At 69.1% G+C, this 17,962-nt stretch carries 12 protein-coding genes and 7 pseudogenes; 13 read left to right on the forward strand and 6 right to left on the reverse strand.

What is annotated here, in order from left to right; all coding sequences use genetic code 11:
* The first annotated feature begins 79 nt into the window (after positions 1-79).
* From KAE78_RS16215 to KAE78_RS16230, 4 genes and pseudogenes are all read left to right on the forward strand, one after another.
* Positions 80-993: pseudogene (locus KAE78_RS16215) on the forward strand (heme o synthase).
* 108 nt (positions 994-1,101) lie between these two features.
* Positions 1,102-2,121 carry a sulfurtransferase gene (locus tag KAE78_RS16220; protein ID WP_223172609.1) on the forward strand — a complete coding sequence of 340 codons (1,020 nt, stop codon included), beginning with the start codon at positions 1,102-1,104 and terminating at the stop codon, positions 2,119-2,121.
* Positions 2,043-2,234, forward strand: coding sequence for a rhodanese-like domain-containing protein (locus KAE78_RS16225; RefSeq protein ID WP_223172826.1), 192 nt, complete (start codon positions 2,043-2,045; stop codon positions 2,232-2,234). The genes KAE78_RS16220 and KAE78_RS16225 overlap by 79 nt, the downstream gene beginning before the upstream one ends.
* Positions 2,235-2,236: 2 nt before the next feature.
* Positions 2,237-3,499: a YeeE/YedE family protein gene (locus tag KAE78_RS16230; protein ID WP_223172610.1), complete on the forward strand. Its 1,263-nt coding sequence runs from the start codon at positions 2,237-2,239 to the stop codon at positions 3,497-3,499.
* Positions 3,500-3,592: 93 nt separating this feature from the next.
* Here the strand turns inward: KAE78_RS16230 and KAE78_RS20105 are convergent.
* Positions 3,593-4,702: pseudogene (locus KAE78_RS20105) on the reverse strand (COX15/CtaA family protein); the annotation flags it as partial.
* Positions 4,703-4,885: 183 nt separating this feature from the next.
* Here KAE78_RS20105 and sufB point away from each other — a divergent pair.
* The 8 genes and pseudogenes from sufB to KAE78_RS16275 all read left to right on the forward strand — a co-directional run bounded on the left by sufB (position 4,886) and on the right by KAE78_RS16275 (position 11,569).
* A pseudogene (gene sufB, locus KAE78_RS16240) lies at positions 4,886-6,303 on the forward strand (Fe-S cluster assembly protein SufB).
* A pseudogene (gene sufD, locus KAE78_RS16245) lies at positions 6,304-7,502 on the forward strand (Fe-S cluster assembly protein SufD).
* Positions 7,499-7,825 carry a non-heme iron oxygenase ferredoxin subunit gene (locus KAE78_RS16250; protein ID WP_223172612.1) on the forward strand — a complete coding sequence of 109 codons (327 nt, stop codon included), beginning with the start codon at positions 7,499-7,501 and terminating at the stop codon, positions 7,823-7,825. The pseudogene sufD and the gene KAE78_RS16250 overlap by 4 nt, the downstream one beginning before the upstream one ends.
* The gene (sufC, locus tag KAE78_RS16255; RefSeq protein WP_223172613.1) at positions 7,825-8,595 is read left to right on the forward strand and encodes a Fe-S cluster assembly ATPase SufC; all 771 of its coding nucleotides are present in this window, start codon (positions 7,825-7,827) and stop codon (positions 8,593-8,595) included. The genes KAE78_RS16250 and sufC overlap by 1 nt, the downstream gene beginning before the upstream one ends.
* A 9-nt stretch (positions 8,596-8,604) precedes the next feature.
* Positions 8,605-8,934, forward strand: a complete 330-nt coding sequence (locus KAE78_RS16260; RefSeq protein WP_223172614.1) for a metal-sulfur cluster assembly factor — start codon at positions 8,605-8,607, stop codon at positions 8,932-8,934.
* A 98-nt stretch (positions 8,935-9,032) separates the two neighbouring features.
* A pseudogene (locus KAE78_RS16265) lies at positions 9,033-10,189 on the forward strand (MalY/PatB family protein).
* 139 nt (positions 10,190-10,328) lie between these two features.
* Positions 10,329-10,724, forward strand: a pseudogene (locus KAE78_RS16270) (MFS transporter); the annotation flags it as partial.
* Between the two features lie 290 nt (positions 10,725-11,014).
* Positions 11,015-11,569 (forward strand): MFS transporter, encoded by a 555-nt coding sequence (locus tag KAE78_RS16275; protein ID WP_223172615.1) that lies wholly within the window; start codon positions 11,015-11,017, stop codon positions 11,567-11,569.
* Here KAE78_RS16275 and KAE78_RS16280 read toward each other — a convergent pair.
* The 5 genes from KAE78_RS16280 to KAE78_RS16300 all read right to left on the reverse strand — a co-directional run bounded on the left by KAE78_RS16280 (position 11,548) and on the right by KAE78_RS16300 (position 16,233).
* Entirely contained in the window at positions 11,548-12,870 is a 1,323-nt protein-coding gene (locus tag KAE78_RS16280) for an acyltransferase family protein (protein WP_223172616.1), read from the reverse strand. The genes KAE78_RS16275 and KAE78_RS16280 overlap by 22 nt on opposite strands.
* Positions 12,871-12,968: 98 nt before the next feature.
* The gene (locus tag KAE78_RS16285) at positions 12,969-13,640 is read right to left on the reverse strand and encodes a response regulator (protein ID WP_223172617.1); all 672 of its coding nucleotides are present in this window, start codon (positions 13,638-13,640) and stop codon (positions 12,969-12,971) included.
* A complete protein-coding gene (locus KAE78_RS16290; RefSeq protein WP_223172618.1) occupies positions 13,637-14,806 on the reverse strand; it encodes a sensor histidine kinase in 1,170 nt (389 codons plus the stop codon). Before KAE78_RS16290 ends, KAE78_RS16285 begins: the two co-directional genes overlap by 4 nt.
* Positions 14,807-14,850: 44 nt before the next feature.
* Positions 14,851-15,459: a DedA family protein gene (locus KAE78_RS16295; protein ID WP_223172619.1), complete on the reverse strand. Its 609-nt coding sequence runs from the start codon at positions 15,457-15,459 to the stop codon at positions 14,851-14,853.
* 144 nt (positions 15,460-15,603) lie between these two features.
* Positions 15,604-16,233, reverse strand: coding sequence for a biotin transporter BioY (locus KAE78_RS16300; protein WP_223172620.1), 630 nt, complete (start codon positions 16,231-16,233; stop codon positions 15,604-15,606).
* Positions 16,234-16,347: 114 nt separating this feature from the next.
* On the opposite strand from KAE78_RS16300, the pseudogene KAE78_RS16305 reads away from it, so the two are divergent.
* Positions 16,348-17,945, forward strand: a pseudogene (locus KAE78_RS16305) (ABC-F family ATP-binding cassette domain-containing protein).
* Positions 17,946-17,962: the final 17 nt, after the last annotated feature.

The raw sequence follows: 17,962 nt of genomic DNA on the forward strand, positions 1-17,962 counted from the left end.
CCTCTGGGCACTCGCGGCGTCACACAGTGACATAGACTGGAGGGAGCTGTCATCAGGCGTGCGCGGAGGAGGCGATCACATCTCGACCTTGACCCATCGCACCGTCCCCGAACGCTCGCTCGGTCGCACGATCCGCGGATACATCGCACTCACCAAGCCGCGCGTCATGGAGCTGCTGCTGGTGACGACGGTGCCGGTGATGATCCTCGCCGAGGGCGGATTCCCGAACCCGTGGCTGGTCCTGGCCACGGTGATCGGCGGCACGATGAGCGCAGGTTCCGCCGCGTCGTTCAACATGTACCTCGACCGCGACATCGACGTCCACATGCACCGGACGGAGAACCGCCCTCTCGTGACGGGCGAGGTGTCGCCGCGCGGCGCGCTCGTCTTCTCCTGGGTGCTCGCCGTGGGCTCCACCGTGTGGCTCTGGCTCACGACCAACTGGCTCGCCGCAGCACTGTCGGCCTTCGCGATCTTCTTCTACGTCGTCATCTACACGATGATCCTCAAGCGCCGCACGGAGCAGAACATCGTGTGGGCGGCATCGCCGGCTGCTTCCCCGTCGCGATCGGCTGGTCCGCGGTCACGGGATCGCTCGGCTGGCCGATGCTCGTGCTGTTCGTCCTGGTCTTCCTCTGGACGCCGCCGCACTACTGGCCGCTGTCGATGAAGTACAAGGACGACTACGACGACGTCGACGTCCCGATGCTCGGCGCCACCCGGAGCCCTTCGCAGGTCGGACTCCAGATCATCCTCTACGCCTGGGCCACGGTCGTCTGCTCGTTGCTGCTCGTGCCGATCGCGGGCATGGGCCTGGTCTACACCGTCTCCGCGGCCGTGTTCGGCGGCTGGTTCATCTACGAGTCCCATCGGCTCTACACGCGAGCGGTGCGGGGCACGGAGCCGCGGCCGATGCGCGTCTTCCACGCCTCGATCACCTATCTGACCCTCATCTTCGTCGCTGTCGCGGTCGATCCGCTGCTGCCCTTCTGATCGTCGTTCTGTGACGTCATCGTTCGTCACAGAGATTGATCCGCGTCGCGCTGTCACCCACGGTAGAAGCACCGAACACACCAACGGTGATCCGAAAGAGGCGCACACATGACCACCGAGACCCCGGAGCCCGCTGCTCCCGAACGCAAGAAGAAAGCCTGGGTGACCCCGGTCGCCTTCGTCGCCGTCGCCGTCCTCGCCGCCACAGCCGGCGTCCTGGGCGCGCGCAGCCTCGGCGGCGGCCCGCAGCCGCAGGCCACCGGATCGGATGAGGGTGCCGCGCAGGCGGCGTCCGTGCAGGTCCAGTACGGCGAGGCGCGCGGCACGGTCCACCAGGACGAGCCCCTCGTCAGCACCGACTGGCTCGCCGAGAACCTCGACGACCCGAACCTCGTCATCATCGAGGTCAGTGAAGGGCGATCCAACAGCACCCTGACCAGCTATGACGTCGGACACATCCCCGGCGCCGTGGAGTTCGTCTGGTACCGCGACTTCGTCGAGCAGCTCAACCGTGACCTGGTCGACCGCGAGCAGTTCACCGCACTCGCGCAGTCGGCGGGCATCGACGACGACAGCACCGTCGTGATCTACGGCGACGCGAACAACTGGTTCGCCGCCTACGGCGCCTGGGTCTTCAAGCTCTACGGCTTCGAGGACGTGCGCCTGCTCGACGGCGGTCGTGCCGCCTGGGAGATCGAGGGTCGCGAGCTCAGCCCCGTCGCCCCCACCCCTGCACAGGGCAGCTGGGAGGCGCTCGCGCCGAACTCCGACATCCGCGCCTTCCAGTCGGAGGTGCTCGACGTCGTGAACGGCGAGATCGACGGTGTGATCATCGACATCCGCGGACCCGCCGAGTACAACGGCGAGATCGGCGTGGCCGAGGGCTTCGGCGGCGAGGCCGCGGCGAAGTGGGGCCACGTCCCCGGGGCCGTCAACTCGCCCTGGGCCTCATCGTCAACCAGCCCGACGCCGGCGGCGACGGCACCTTCGTCGATGTCGAGGCGATCAAGGCGCACTACGCGGAGCTCGGCGTCGACGGCACCAAGCCCATCTACGTCTACTGCCGCATCGGCGAGCGGGCAAGCCACACGTGGTACGCGCTCAGCCAGCTGCTCGGCTACGACGTGAAGCTCTACGACGGCTCGTGGACCGAATGGGGCAATTCCGTCGGCGTGCCCGTCGAGAACCCCACGCTCGAAGCCTCGGGCGGCTACAGCGGCCTGTGGGGCGGCGAAGACTGAAGGTGACCGCTCCTTCGACGTCGACGACTGCCGGCGCTCCCGAGAACGGGGGCGCCGGCGGTCCGCGTGTGCTCGGCTGGACCCGCGCCGACACGGTGCGCACGATCGTGGCCGTCCTGATCGCCGTGGCGCTCTTCATCACGGGCCTTGTGCTGCAGGCGGGGCGTGGCCCGGGAACAGGACCGACGGCATCCTTCGCGCTCCTGACGGGCGTCTCGCTGGGCATCCTCTTCGAGCGCGGGAGGTTCTGCTTCTACTGCATCTTCCGCGACCTCTTCGAGAAGCGGAACAGCCGCGGCACCTACTCGATCCTCGTCGCGCTGGCGGTGGGGCTCGTCGGCTACACGATCGTCTTCTCGCTGCGGCTGCCGATCCCTCAGCCCGGAGACCTGGCACCGGGAGCGCACGTCGGGCCGGTGAGCCTCTCGCTCGTGCTCGCCGGGTTCACCTTCGGGCTGGGCGTGGTCATCTCAGGCGGATGCATAGGCGGGCACCTCTACCGACTCGGTGAGGGGAGCCTCCGAGCGCTGCCTGCTCTCGCCGGTGCGATCCTCGGCTTCGGACTGGGCTTCCTCACCTGGAACGCGATGGCCACGACCTTCACGCTCAACGCCCCGGTGCCCTGGCTTCCTGCGGCAGCCGGCTATGTGCCTGCGGTGATCCTGCAGCTCGCGATCCTCATCGCCGTGGGCGTGTGGCTGCTCAAGTGGAATCCGCCGGTGGAGGCGCGCGCCGAGCGCGTGATCGATGCGACCGAGATCCGGCGCACGCTCTTCTTCAAGCGCTGGCCCGCACTTCTCACCGGTGCGCTCGTCGGCATCGTCGGCGTGCTCTACTACCTGCGCGTCGGCCCTCTCGGCGTGACGAGCCAGCTCAGCAGTCTCACCCGCACCGGGCTCGACGAGGCCGGGCTTCTGCCCGAGACGCTCGTCGGGCTGGACGGCGCGCTGGCCGGCTGCGTCGCCCTGGTGGTGGAGACGATCACCGAGAACGGATGGCTGATCATCGGCATCGTGCTCGGCTCGCTCCTCGCCGCGCTTCCCGGGCGTCGCTTCCGCATCGAGCCGCTCACGGTCCGCGGCACGGGCACGGCCGTGGTCGGCGGCGTGCTGCTGGGCTGGGGAGCCGTCACCGGCCTCGGCTGCACGATCGGGGTCTTCCTCTCCGGCATCCACGCCTCTGCGGGCTCCGGCTGGGTCTTCGCGATCTCGCTCGTGCTCGCGCTGGGCCTGGGCTTCCGCCTCGGCCTCCACCGCGGGACGTGACGGGCAGGACTCAGTCCTTCGTCGCGTCCCCGGAGGCCGGGGCCACGGGACGGCGTTTCCGACGTCTTCGCGAAGGGCCTCGTCGTGCGCGGCCACCGGCGTCTTCATGCGCAGCACGACGACGGTGTAGGCGGCTGCCGACAGCGCGGCCAGCACCATGTGGATGCCGACGAGGAGTTCCGGCAGGCCCTCACGCGATTGCCAGACCCCGACGAAGATCTGCACGAGGACGGCGCCGCCGAGAACCAGCAGCCAGCGCCACGGGCGCAGCTGCTGCGAGACGGCGACGGTGGCGAGCACGACGATCAGCGCCGCGAGGATGTAGCCCGGCCAGGAGTGGACGTGCGCGACGACGGTGGCGTCGAACCCCTGGCGGATGACCTCGGCATCTCCGGAATGCGGGCCCGAAGCGGTGGTGAGGACGCCGAAGAAGATGGTGAAGGCGAGCGCGAGCCCCGTGACATGCGCGAGGACCGCGAACCATCTCGGCACGGCGATCTCCCTGGGGCCGGCGGGCTCGTACATCCTCACCAGGAACGCCGCGGTGATGCAGACCAGGAGCAGGGACGCCGTGTAGTGGAAGCCGACGAGGAAGGCGTTGAGCCCGGTCAGCACGGTGATGCCGCCGACGAGGCCCTGCGCGATGACGCCGATGAGCGTCAGGCTGGCCAGCAGCGTGAGGTCGCGGCGCGCGGGGACGGCCCGGATCGCATCCACTGCAGCGACGATCACCACCAGGAGGAGAGCCGTAGAGGCCGCGACGAACGCGGCCAGGTCGAACAGCGCGGTGACCGCATACACCCCGACGGCGGCGGCGATCCCGCCGAGTGCGTACCAGAGGACGCGCGTGACGGCGCGCCGGCCGCCCGCGGAGTGGAGGACGAGCAGCAGCACGACGATCGCGAGTCCGCCGACGACGCCGGTCATCGTGCGATTGCCGAACTCGATGATGCCGTGAAAGCCCTGCTCGGGCGTCGGGACCAGCGATTCCGGGGTGCACATCGGCCACTCGGAGCATCCGAGTCCGGAACCGGTGAGCCGCACCGCGCCGCCTGTCCCGATGATGATGACCTCCGCGAGGAACGACAGCCAGGCGAACACCCGGAGCGGACGCGAGATGCGTATCGACGTGTCGGCGGCCGGGTGCTGTCGGACATGGGGCTCCTTCGGAGCGCGCAGGAGCCGGTCGGGCCCGGATCCCATGCGAAACCTGTAGAATCGAAGTGTTGCGATGCGCGCGAGGCCTGTTGGTCGCGCCGGTACCAGTTTAGGCGCGATGACCTGCGTCGCTGAGAGGCCCACCAGCGGCCGCCACTCCCGGAGAACTCGACCGGGTCGGGGCGTGCCGGGGCGGATGACACCGTTGAGGCCACCAAGGAGAGTGTGATGTCAGATGTTCTGATCGACCGCCCGGAGCTGGAAAGTCTGGGGTGTACGAGTTCGGATGGCACGACGCCGACGCCGCGGGCGCCAGCGCCAAGCGCGGTCTCAGCGAGGACGTCGTCCGTGACATCTCGGCTCTCAAGGCCGAACCGGAATGGATGCTGAAGACCCGGCTGAAGGGTCATCAGCTCTTCGGGCGCAAGCCGATGCCCACCTGGGGTGCCGATCTCAGCGAGATCGACTTCGACAACATCAAGTACTTCGTCCGTTCCACGGAGAAGCAGGCGGGATCGTGGGAAGAGCTCCCCGAGGACATCCGCGAGACCTATGAGCGACTCGGCATCCCCGAGGCGGAGCGTCAGCGCCTTGTCGCTGGCGTCGCCGCGCAGTACGAGTCCGAGGTGGTCTACCACCAGATCAACGAGCAGCTCGAGGCCCAGGGCGTCATCTTCATGGACACCGACACGGCCCTGCGCGAGCACCCGGAGTTCTTCGAGGAGTACTTCGGCACGGTGATCCCGCCCGGAGACAACAAGTTCGCGGCGCTGAACACCGCCGTGTGGTCGGGCGGTTCCTTCGTGTACGTGCCCCCGGGCGTGCACGTGGAGATCCCGCTGCAGGCCTACTTCCGGATCAACACCGAGAACATGGGCCAGTTCGAGCGGACGCTCATCATCGCCGACGAAGGCTCCTACGTCCACTACATCGAGGGCTGCACGGCTCCGATCTACAAGTCCGACTCCCTGCACTCGGCCGTCGTCGAGATCATCGTGAAGAAGAACGCCCGCGTGCGCTACACGACGATCCAGAACTGGTCGAACAACGTCTACAACCTCGTGACCAAGCGCGCCGTCGCCCACGAGGGCGCGACGATGGAATGGGTCGACGGGAACATCGGCTCGAAGGTCACGATGAAGTACCCGTCGATCTTCCTCATGGGCGAGCACGCCAAGGGCGAGACGCTCTCGGTCGCCTTCGCCGGTCCCGGCCAGCACCAGGACGCCGGCGCGAAGATGATCCACATGGCGCCCTACACGCAGTCGTCGATCACCTCGAAGTCGATCGCCCGTGGCGGCGGCCGCACCGGGTACCGCGGCGAGGTCCGCGTCGAGGCGAACGCCCATCACTCCGCCAACTCGGTCGTGTGCGACGCGCTCCTGGTCGACACGATCTCCCGCTCCGACACCTACCCGGCCATCGACATCCGCGTCGACGACGTCGTGCTCGGGCACGAGGCCACGGTCTCCAAGGTCAGCGAGGAGCAGCTCTTCTATCTCATGAGCCGCGGTGTCGAGGAGACCGAGGCCATGGCGATGATCGTGCGCGGGTTCATCGAGCCGATCGCGCGCGAGCTGCCGATGGAGTACGCGATGGAGTTGAACAAGCTCATCGAGATGGGCATGGAAGGATCGGTCGGCTAGATGGCGGCCCAGACGGCAGCGCCCGCAGAGGCGCAGGATACGAACGCGCACGTGGACCCGGCGGCGAAGGCGACGGGCTTCGTCCCGGTGCAGACCCGCTCGGAGCGTCCGCGCTCCTTCGACCCGGCCGACTTCGGCACCCCGAACGGGCGCGAGGTCAACTGGAAGCACACGCCCGTGCCGCGGCTGACTGCGCTGTTCGCCCCGAGCGAGGGCAACGACGGCGTCGACTACGCCTTCCCGGCGGGGGAGCAGTACATCGCCGCGCCCCTGGCGGCCGGCACGGCTCCGCGCGGCGAGTTCTTCGTCCCGAGGACATCACGGCCACCACCGCGTGGCAGGGAAGCACGGAGGCGCTTCACGTGCTGATCCCGCGTGAGGAGGAGGTCGCCGATCCCATCGTCGTCGACATCACCGGCCTCGGCGCCGAGCTTCGCGCCGACGCGCACATCGTCGTCGAGGCGAAGGAGCACAGCTCCGCCACGGTCGTGCTGCGTCATCGGGGCAGCGCCCAGTACGCGCAGAACGTCGAGATCCTCGTGCGCGACGGGGCATCGCTGCGGCTGATCACGGTGCAGGAGTGGGACGACTCGGCCGTGCACGCCGCCGCCCATCAGGCACGGGTCGACCGCGACGCCTCGCTCGAGCACTTCATCGTCAGCTTCGGCGGCGGCGTCGTACGGGTGAACCCGAACGTCGAACTCTCCGGGGCCGGCTCCGAGGGACGCCTGTACGGACTGTCCTACGCGGATGCCGGACAGCACCTGGAGAGCCAGGTCTACCTGCACCACAAGGGGCCGCACACGACCGGCGACGTGCTGTACAAGGGAGCCCTTCAGGGCGAGAGCGCCCGCAGCGTCTGGATCGGGGATGTGCTCATCGGGCGCGAGGCCGTGGGCACCGACTCCTACGAGGCCAACCGCAACCTGGTGCTCACCGAAGGAGCCCGCGCCGACTCGATCCCGAACCTCGAGATCGAGACGGGCGACATCCAGGGCGCCGGTCACGCGAGCGCCACCGGTCGCTTCGACGACGAGCAGCTCTTCTATCTGCAGTCGCGCGGCGTCGACGAGGAGGAGGCCCGACGCATGGTCGTCCTCGGCTTCCTCAGCGACATCGTCCAGCGTCTGCGCATCGACGAGCTTGAGGCCGAACTGCTGGCCGCCATCGAAAAGGAGCTCGCGGAGGTGACCGCGTGAGCGCGCAGCGCGCCTGCGCCGTGAGCGATCTCGAGCAGGACACCCCGCTGCGCGTCGAGCTCGACGGCGTCCCGATGGCCATCGTGCTGGACGGAGAAGGCGAGATCCACGCGATCGGCGACACCTGCACCCACGGCGACATCTCGCTGTCCGAGGGTTTCGTCGAGGGCGACACGCTGGAGTGCTGGGCCCACGGCTCGGCATTCTCCCTGCGCACCGGCAAGCCGCAGAACCTCCCCGCTTTCGAGCCCGTCCCCGTCTACATCGTCGAGATCGACGGCGACGACGTGCTCATCGACCCGACTGTGACAAAGGAAATTTAATGTCTGTTCTTGAGATCCGCGACCTGCATGTGACGGTCGAGACGGAAACCGGCGCGAGCCCGATCCTCAACGGGATCGACCTGACCATCCGCACGGGCGAGACCCACGCGATCATGGGCCCGAACGGCTCGGGCAAGTCCACCCTCGCGTACACGATCGCGGGCCACCCGAAGTACACGGTGACCAGCGGTTCGATCACCTTCGACGGCGAAGACGTCCTGGAGATGTCCGTCGATGAGCGGGCGCGCGCAGGGCTGTTCCTGGCGATGCAGTACCCGGTCGAGATCCCGGGTGTGACGGTGACCAACTTCCTCCGCACCGCCAAGACGGCGCTGGACGGCGAAGCCCCCGGCATCCGACAGTGGACCAAGGACGTCAACGCGGCCATGACGAACCTGCGCATGGACCCGAAGTTCGCGCAGCGCAACGTCAACGAGGGCTTCTCCGGCGGTGAGAAGAAGCGCCACGAGATCCTGCAGCTGGAGGTGCTCCAGCCGAAGCTCGCCGTGCTCGACGAGACCGACTCTGGCCTGGACGTCGACGCGCTCAAGGTCGTCTCCGAGGGCGTCAACCGCGCCAAGGAGAACACGAACCTCGGTGTGCTGCTCATCACGCACTACACGCGCATCCTCCGCTACATCCACCCCGACTTCGTGCACGTCATGGTGGCGGGCAGGATCGTCGAAGAGGGCGGCCCCGAACTCGCCGACCGTCTCGAGGAAGAGGGCTACGATCGATTCGTTCGCCCCTCCGAGGACGTCCAGGCGTAAGATCGTTACATGACCGCAACTCTTGCCCCTGAGAAGTACGACGAGGTCACCGAGGCGCTCAAGGACGTCATGGATCCCGAGCTCGGGATCAACGTCGTCGACCTCGGCCTCATCTACGATCTCGCCTGGGACGACGAGAACGACGCGCTCATCATCCACATGACGCTCACGAGCGCAGGCTGCCCCCTCACCGATGTGCTCGAGGAGCAGACGGCTCAGGCGCTCGAGAAGGTCGTCGATCGTTTTCGGATCAATTGGGTCTGGATGCCGCCGTGGGGTCCCGAGCGCATCACCGATGACGGGCGCGACATGATGCGTGCCCTCGGCTTCGCTATTTGACATCACCCGGATCAATGCCGCGCAGCGGCGTTGATGCGGGTGATGTCAAGGTTGAGCAAGCGCCCGGAGGGCGCGCGTCGAAACCTCAGGAGCTCTCAATGCCATACGAAGTCGTAGCCCTGCCCCTCGCCGAGCTCCGCGCGCGCACGAGCGAGAAGTGGCGCGAGTACGCCGAGGATGTGCTTCCTCTGTTCGTCGCCGAGACGGACTTCCCGCTCGCACCGGAGATCACTCGTGCGCTGGAGCAGGCCGTCCGGACGGGCGACACCGGCTACGTCGCCTCGAAGACGCCCCTGGCCCAGGCCTTCGTCGGTTTCGCGCAGCGCCGCTACGGCTGGGAGGTCGACCCCTCCCGCATCCGCTCCACCGCGGATGTGAGCATGGGGATCGTCGAGATCCTACGGAGGGTGACGCAGCCGGGTGAGCGGGTCGTCGTCACCCCGCCCGTGTACCCGCCGTTCTTCGAGCTCGTGACCGAGGCCGGCGCCGTGGCCGAGCGTGTGCCGCTCATCGACACGGGGGAGTCCTGGCGGCTGGACCTCCCGGCCATCGAGCGTGCACTGGCGGCGGGCGCCCGTGCCGTGCTGCTGTGCAACCCGCACAACCCGACCGGCACCGTGCACAGCCGCGACGACCTCGGCGAGCTCGCCCGCATCGCGGCGGCCCATGGCGCGGCGGTCGTGTCCGATGAGATCCACGCCCCGCTCGTCCAGCACGGGGTCGACTTCACGCCGTTCCTGGCCGTGAGCGACGAGGCGCGGACCATCGGGTATGCCGTCGTCAGCGCGAGCAAGGCCTTCAACCTCGCCGGGCTCAAATGCGCGCTCATGGTGACGGCAGCAGACGACACGACGCGGCTCGTGCGCGGCCTGCCCGTGGAGGTGGAGTGGCGCACGGGTCAGTTCGGCATGCTGGCGGCCGTCGCCGCCTTCTCGGAAGCGAGCGACGCCTGGCTGGACGGACTCCTGGTGACGCTCGACGAGAACCGGCGGCTCCTCGCCGATCTGCTCGCCGAACGGATCCCGCAGGCCCGCTATCGGATGCCGGATGCCGGATATCTGGCCTGGATCGACCTTCGCGGCCTCGGCTGGGGGACAACCCCGCCCGACGCATCCTCCGCGAGGCGAGGGTGGCGCTGCACTTCGGCCCGGCCTTCGGCGTCGAGGGCGCCGGCTTCGTGCGCCTGAACTTCGGCACCAGCCCGGAGATCCTCACCGAGGCGATCGGGCGCATCGCGACGCTGGCGGAGGCGTGACCGGCCCCGTGCCGCTTCCGGCGGTCCAGCCCGATGCCCGCGCCCGCGGCGTGTGGGAGCGGAGCACCTCTGGGTCACGCTCGGCGCCGTCGCGCTCGTGTTCCTCGCCGCCATGCAGTCCCTCGCGGTCACGACGGTGATGCCGGTCGTGAGCGCCGATCTCGGCGGGGAGCGCCTCTATGCCGTGGCCTTTGCCGGGATGCTGGCCACGAGCGTTGTGGGCATGGTCGCGACGGGGTCCTGGTGCGATCGGCGCGGCGTGCTCGCTCCGCTCACGACCGCCGTGCTGCTGTTCGTGACCGGCCTGCTCATCGCGGGGCTCGCACCGACGATGGAGGTGCTCGTGGCGGGGCGCCTCATCCAGGGCCTCGGCACCGGCGGCCAGGTGGTGGCGCTGTACGTCGTGGTCGCACGCGTGTACCCGCCGGTGCTGCACGGCCGTGTCTTCGCGGCGTTCTCCGCGGCGTGGGTGATCCCGTCGCTCATCGGTCCGTTCCTCGCCGGAGCAGTGACCGAGCTCCTGCACTGGCGCTGGGTGTTCCTCGGAGTAGCGGCGCTCACCCTCATCGCCTTCGTGCTCGTCGTCGCGCGCCTGCACAGTCTGCCGCTTGCGACCAGCGAGCCCTCGACGGCCCGCGTCATGCCGCGTCTGCTCTGCGCGATCGCTGTCGCCGTCGGCGCGTTGGGCCTGAGCCTGGCCGAAAGGGCGGGGACGTGGTCGTGGGCGGTGGTCACGGCATCCGTCGCGCTGATCGCCCTGGCTGCGCGGCCTCTGCTGCCCCGCGCACCCTCCGGGCGGGGCGCGGGCTTCCCAGCGTCGTGCTCATGCGTGGGCTCATCGCGGGCGCGCTGTTCGGCGCGGAGATCTACGTGCCCTACCTCCTCATCCGCGACTACGGCTTCTCCGCCGTGGTGGCGGGGCTCGCCCTCACCACCGCGGCGCTCGCCTGGGCGGCCGCCGCGGAGGTGCAGGGACGCATCGGCGACAGACTGGGCAATCGGCGGATCACCCTGCTGGCGACGGCGCAGATGATCGTGGCGTTCGGCGCCGCCTTCGCGACGGCCGCCTGGCACCTGCATCCGGCGATCCTCATCGTCTGCTGGGCGCTGGCCGGCAGCGGCATGGGGCTCGTCTATCCGCGTCTGAGCGTGCTCATGCTCGCCTACTCGAACAGCGGCAATCAGGGCTTCCACTCGTCGGCGCTGTCGATCTCGGATGCCGTGGGCTCGGCCAGCACCATCGCGGCGATGGGCCTGGTGTTCCTGGCCTTCGCCGCCACGGGCGCGCAGTTCCCGGCCGTGTTCGCCGTCGCTGTCCTGCTGACCCTCCTCGCGCTCGTGCCGGGGCTGCGTCTCGGTCACGCGCGCGAGCGCGTCTGATCCGTTCCTCCGGCGGTCCGTACTCGTCGTCGTGCACGCAGGATGCGCAGCGCCACAAGGAGGAGCCCCGCGGAGGCGAGCACCGTCGGCACCGAGGAGCCCGTCGCGAGGAGAAGGACCACGGCGAGGAGCCCGATCACGGTCCCGGCCGCCGCCCGACCGGGCGGCACGGAGAGAGCCTGCGCGCGCACGATTTCGATCCGGGCCGGCAGGATCGCCACCACCGCGGTCAGCGCGAGAGCGACGGCGAGCCACAGCGGACGTGACAGCCACCAGTCGAGGCCGCCGACCGGGGGCAACGAACCGCCGGTGACGACGATGCAGCCGGCGAGGACGCCGGCCATGCCCAGGAGCACCGGCATGTGCCAGAGGTAGACGGTCATGGCCCGTCTCGTCACGAATCCGGTGAATGCGGCAGGCACGGGGAGCTGGGCGAATCGGGCGATCATCGGCCGGGCCAGCGAGAAGAGCAGCGTGTGGGCGAGGCCCACGAACAGGAGCGCCGTCGTCGGCGGATTCAGGTTCGCGATGAGATCCGGGGAGTGCGCGCCGACCAGGAACGACGTCGCCAGGAGGGTGATCGCCAGGAGCGCGCCGCCGAGCCGCCGGCGCGGGGTGAGACGATCTATGTCGCCTCTCGCGAGGAAGAATCCGATCTGCTGGAGCGCCAGCCAGACGAAGGCGAGATTGAGGTACCCGATCGCCTCCACTCCGGAGAGGGATCGGGACAGATCGACGACCACCGACGCACCGATGAGAGCGAGCAGCGTGGACCGCGGTGCCCGCTCGTGTGCGTGGACAAGCGCCGGCAGGAGCGCCTGGCAGAGGAGGAACGCGCCCAGGAACCACAGCGGCTGACCGAAACGGAAGCGCGCAGTGGCGACGAACTCCTCCGGGACGCTGAGCAGGCCGAGGAGGACGAGCAGCACGCCCACGACGCCGACCGCCAGTGCTGCCGGCAGCAGCAGGCGCCGCGCACGGGCGGTCACGAAGTCGGACACCGTCCCGCCGGCGTCGCGAAGCCGCCGGTAGGCGAGATGGCCGGAGAAGCCGCCGACGACGAAGAACAGCGGCATCACCTGGAACACCCAGCTCAACGGCACGAGCCATGCCGATCCCGCACTCGCGTCGAAGAAGGTCACGCCGTCCGGATCGACGGCCACACCGACCATGAGGGCGTGGAGGACCACGACGATGGTGATGCAGAACGCACGGACGAGGTCGATCGAGCGATCGCGCGCGGGCGCTGCGGAGGCGACGGTGCGGGGAGGGGCACTCGGCGCGGGGTTGAGGACGGTCATCGGCTTCTCCTGACGTGTGTCTCAGGAGGCTATGGGCGTCGTGTCGGATGCGGCATCACCCCGCGGTGCCGTTCGTGCCCCTACGGCGGGATGAGTCTTCAGCCGCTGGGTTCGACCAGGCCGGCGTCGTAGGAGAAGATCACCGCGTGCACCCGGTCGCGCAGATCGAGCTTGGCCAGGATCTTCCCCACGTGCGTCTTCACCGTCTGCTCGGCGATGAACAGGCTCGCCGCGATCTCGGCGTTGGACATGCCCTGTCCGATCCGGACAAGGACCTCCCGCTCCCGGTCGGTCAGCTCCGCCACGCGGCGCGCCGACATCGACGCACGCGGCTTCTGAGCCGCGAACTGCTCGATCATCCGGCGCGTGATGCTCGGAGCCAGCAGGGCTTCGCCGGCGGCGATCACACGAACGGCGTGGACGAGTTCCTCCGGGAGCGCATCCTTGAGCAGAAACCCGCTCGCGCCGGCCTGAAGGGCGTCGTAGACGTAGTCGTCGAGGTCGAACGTCGTGAGCATCAGGACGCGGGGAACCTTCGCCGCGGGGTAGGTGGGGCCGGTGATGCGGCGGGTCGCCTCGATGCCGTCGAGGTCCGGCATCCGCACGTCCATGAGGATGACGTCCGGATCCAGCCGTGCAGAGCCGGAGACGGCCTCGGCTCCTGTCGCGGCCTGACCGACGACCTCGAGCCCGGGGTGCGCGTCGAGCAGGGCGGCGAATCCGGCGCGGACGATCGCCTGATCATCGGCGATGAGGATGCGGATCGTCATGGGTTCCCCTCGTCGACTTCGATCGTCTTCCAGGGCAGGTGGGCATCGACCGCCCATCGCCCCTCTCCGTCCGGCCCGGCGTGCAGGGTGCCCTCGAGCAGATTCACCCGCTCCTGCATTCCCCGCAGGCCGTGCCCGTGATCATCGAGCGGTGCCGCGGCGGACAGGGGATTGACCACCCGGACCCGCGTGCGATCTCCCCGGCTGCTCACCGACACCGAGATCGCCGCCCCGGGCGCATGGCGCACCGCATTGCTGATCGCCTCCTGCACGATGCGGAAGGCGGCGATCTGCACGGCTGTGGGTGCGGCAGCCGAGCGGGCGTCGATCGGTGCGAGCGCGACCTCGGCGCCGGCGCGCCGGAACGTCTCCACGAGTTCGGGGATGTCGGCCAACTCGCTCTGCGGCGACAACGGGGCGACGTGATCCTCGGTGCGCAGAACGCCCAGGAGCCGTCTCATCTCCAGCAGGGCCTCACGTGCGGTCCCGGCGATCCCGTCGAACTCTGCGGCGACCCCGTCGTCCAGGTCGGGTAGACGATAGCGCGCGGTGGCGGCCTGGACCTGGACGACCGACATGCTGTGGGCGACGACGTCGTGCAGTTCGCGCGCGATGCGCGTGCGTTCCTCCACCAGGAGTCGTCGAGAGTGCTCCGTTGCGGAGAGCTCTCGCTCCTGCGAGAGCTCGGCGGCCACGCGGACCCGGCTCGAGGCCAGCATCGCGACCAGCAGCGCGACCGGAGCGAGCGCCGCGGTCACGATGAGATCGGCGAGCGTGCTGCCCGCCGTGCCGGCATCGGGAACGAGGACGGGGGCGAGCACCGAGCCGATGACGCTGACGCCCATCGCGATGAGTCCGGGGCGCCACCCGTGGACGAAGGTGAGGACGCCGACGAAGAGCACGAGCGCGATCATCGCCGGCACCGACCAGGGCCACGGCCACGGCCGCGCCTGCAGGCTGTCGACCGTGAAGGGGAGCAGCAGTGCAGCCACGCAGAAGAGGACGGTGCCGGTGCGCCGATGGCTGATCACGAGCAGGGGCGCCGCGCACAATGCGGAGACGAGGACAACGGCGAGAGGCAGAGGAGTGCCGTAGAGCGCGGTCTGCACCGGGACGAGGACGAGCCAGAGGACCGCGGCGGTGGAACCGAGCCCTGCATACGCCACGGTGCAGGCAGCAGGTCGACGCCGTGCTCTGCGGATCATGCCCGCTATCCTGCCACGGCGGACACGTCACGACGTTCCGGCGCGTCGCTCTGCGGAGCCGTCACCATCGCGGCAGAGTGGGAATGTCGACGTGCGGCGATACTCTCCACGACGATCGCGATCCCGGATGCCGCGGTGACGCCGATCACCGCGCTCAGCAGCGGCTGGTCGGTGAGCCAGCTGCCGGCGAAGACGCCGAGCGCCGTGCCGTAGACGGCCCAGGTGATCCCCGCGAACGTGCTGAGCACGAGGAAGCGACGCCAGGGGAAGTCGAGCGCGCCTGCGGACATGTTCACCGCCACACGGCCGACGGGGATGTAGCGCGCGCCGAAGATGAGCGTGGGTGCGCCCCGTCCCTGCATGAGGGCCTGTGCGCGATCGAAGGCGGCTGCCGCACGGGGCCGTCGCATCCAGGCGAAGCGTCGGATGCCGAGGGCGCGCCCGAGACGGTAGGCGATGTTGTCGCCGATGATCGCACCGGCCGCGGCCACCGCGCACAGCAGGAGCAGCGGAGCCTCTCCGAGCGACGTGGCTGCGGCCACGGCGGCGATGAGGAGGGTCTCGCTGGGAACAGGCGGGAAGAAGCCGTCTATGACGGCGACGGCGAAGAGCACGAGGGGATCCAGGGCGAAGCCGCCGCCTGCATGACGAGCTCATTGACGATGTCCATGCCCTGACGGTAGGCAGGCGGTGACGAGCAGGGCATCGGTCCCGGGTATCGTCCTGCCCCATACCGGAGAGGGATCCCGCCGGCGGGCTCAGCGTGTGCGGCGGTCCACGGCGCGCACGAGCGCCCATGCAGCCGGCACGAGGAGTGCGGCCGCGGCGGCCTTGATCAGGCCGGGGACGATGAACGGCCAGACGCCCGCCTCCAGCGCGGAGGCCAGCGTCACAGGCACATCGAGCACGAAGGCGAGGATCGCGGCCATGTACGGCACGCCGATGAGGAAGGGGATGATGCTGGCGGCGACGAAGCCGACGAAGGCGAGGTAGGGCTTGCGGTCCCAGGCGCGCTCGGCGAACCAGCCGGCCACGAACGCCGCCGGGATGAAACCGATCACGAAGCCGAAGGAGGGAGCCAGCGCATAGGCCGGACCGGCGGCGGGGCCGGCGAAGACCGGGAGGCCGGCCAGGCCGATGAGCAGGTAGGCGGTCAGGCTCGCCGCACCGCGCCTGGCGCCGAGTGCGGCGCCGACGACGATGACGCCGAGGGTCTGACCGGTGATCGGGATCGGGCCGATGAAGAAGGAAACCTTGGCCAGCAGAGCTACGAGCGCCACGCCGCTGAGCACGAGAGCGGAGTCGACCGCGAACGCCTGCACGCGGGCACGGGGCCGGCGGATGAGATCGGCGAGGACGGACTTGCGGGCGGCGGCGATGCTGGACATACGACTCCTTGCGTGCTCCGGGAAGGTCGGGCCTGAGGCGGCCCGGACTTATACTAGGAGATCGGCCGTCGGCCGCACTTTGTCTCCCTTCACACAGAGAAACGGACATCTGCTGTGCTCGCCGTGCACGACCTCGAGATCCGCGTGGGTGCGCGACTCCTCATGGAGAACGTCTCCTTCCGCGTCGCCGGCGGCGACAAGATCGGTCTTGTCGGCCGCAACGGCGCCGGGAAGACGACCCTCACGAAGGTGCTCGCGGGCGATCTGCTGCCCTCGAACGGAAGGGTCGACCGCTCGGGGGAGCTCGGCTACCTGCCGCAGGATCCGCGCACCGGCAACCCGGAAGATCTGGCGCGCACCCGCATCCTCGACGCGCGAGGACTCGGGCGGCTCCACCTGGGCATGACCGAGGCGTCGCTCGCGATGGGGGATCCCGACCCCGACGTGGCGGAGAAGGCGATGCGCCGCTACGGGCAGCTCACCGAGCGCTTCGAGGCGCTCGGCGGGTACGCCGCCGAGGCGGAGGCGGCGTCGATCGCGCACAACCTCTCGCTGCCGGATCGGATCCTCGACCAGCCGCTGTCCACGCTGTCGGGCGGTCAGCGCCGCCGTATCGAGCTCGCCCGCATCCTGTTCTCGGATGCCGAGACGATGATCCTGGACGAGCCCACCAACCACCTCGACGCGGACAGTGTCGTGTGGCTGCGGGAGTTCCTGAGGAACTACAAGGGCGGGCTCATCGTCATCAGCCACGACGTCGAGCTCGTCGGCGAGACCGTCAACCGCGTGTTCTACCTCGATGCGAACCGCCAGAGCATCGACATCTACAACATGAACTGGAAGAACTACCTGCGCCAGCGGGTGGCCGACGAGGAGCGACGCAAGAAGGAACGCGCCAACGCCGAGAAGAAGGCGACGTCGCTGCAGCAGCAGGCTGCGCGCTTCGGCGCCAAGGCCTCCAAGGCCGCCGCCGCCCACCAGATGGTCGCGCGTGCCGAGAAGCTCCTCGCGGGGCTGGACGATGTGCGCCAGACCGATCGGGTCGCCAAGCTCCGCTTCCCGAAGCCCGCTCCCTGCGGGAAGACCCGCTCATGGCATCCGGCCTGTCCAAGTCCTACGGGTCGCTGGAGATCTTCACCGACGTCGACCTCGCGATCGACCGGGGCTCCAAGGTCGTCGTACTGGGGCTCAACGGCGCCGGAAAGACCACCCTGCTGCGGATGCTCGCCGGGGTCGACGAGCCCGACACCGGGCAGCTGGAGCCCGGGCACGGCCTGAAGGTCGGCTACTACGCGCAGGAGCACGAGAACCTCGACGTGGACCGCTCGGTGCTGCAGAACATGGTCTCGGCGGCGCCGCACATCACCGAGACCGAGGCGCGAAAGGTGCTGGGGTCGTTCCTGTTCACCGGTGACGACGTGCTCAAGCCCGCCGGCGTCCTCTCGGGCGGGGAGAAGACACGTCTGTCACTGGCGACGCTGGTCGTCTCCTCGGCGAACCTGCTGCTGCTGGACGAGCCGACGAACAACCTCGATCCGGCATCCCGCGAGGAGATCCTCGATGCGCTCGCGCACTACGAGGGTGCCGTCGTGCTCGTCTCGCACGACCCGGGTGCCGTGCAGTCGCTGAACCCCGAGCGCGTCCTCATCCTGCCGGACGGCGTCGAGGACATCTGGAACCAGGAGTACCAGGAGCTCATCGAGCTCGCCTGAGAGCGCCCGCGGATAGG

It is taken from the genome of Microbacterium sp. NIBRBAC000506063 (assembly GCF_017968845.1).
GTDB lineage: Bacteria > Actinomycetota > Actinomycetes > Actinomycetales > Microbacteriaceae > Microbacterium.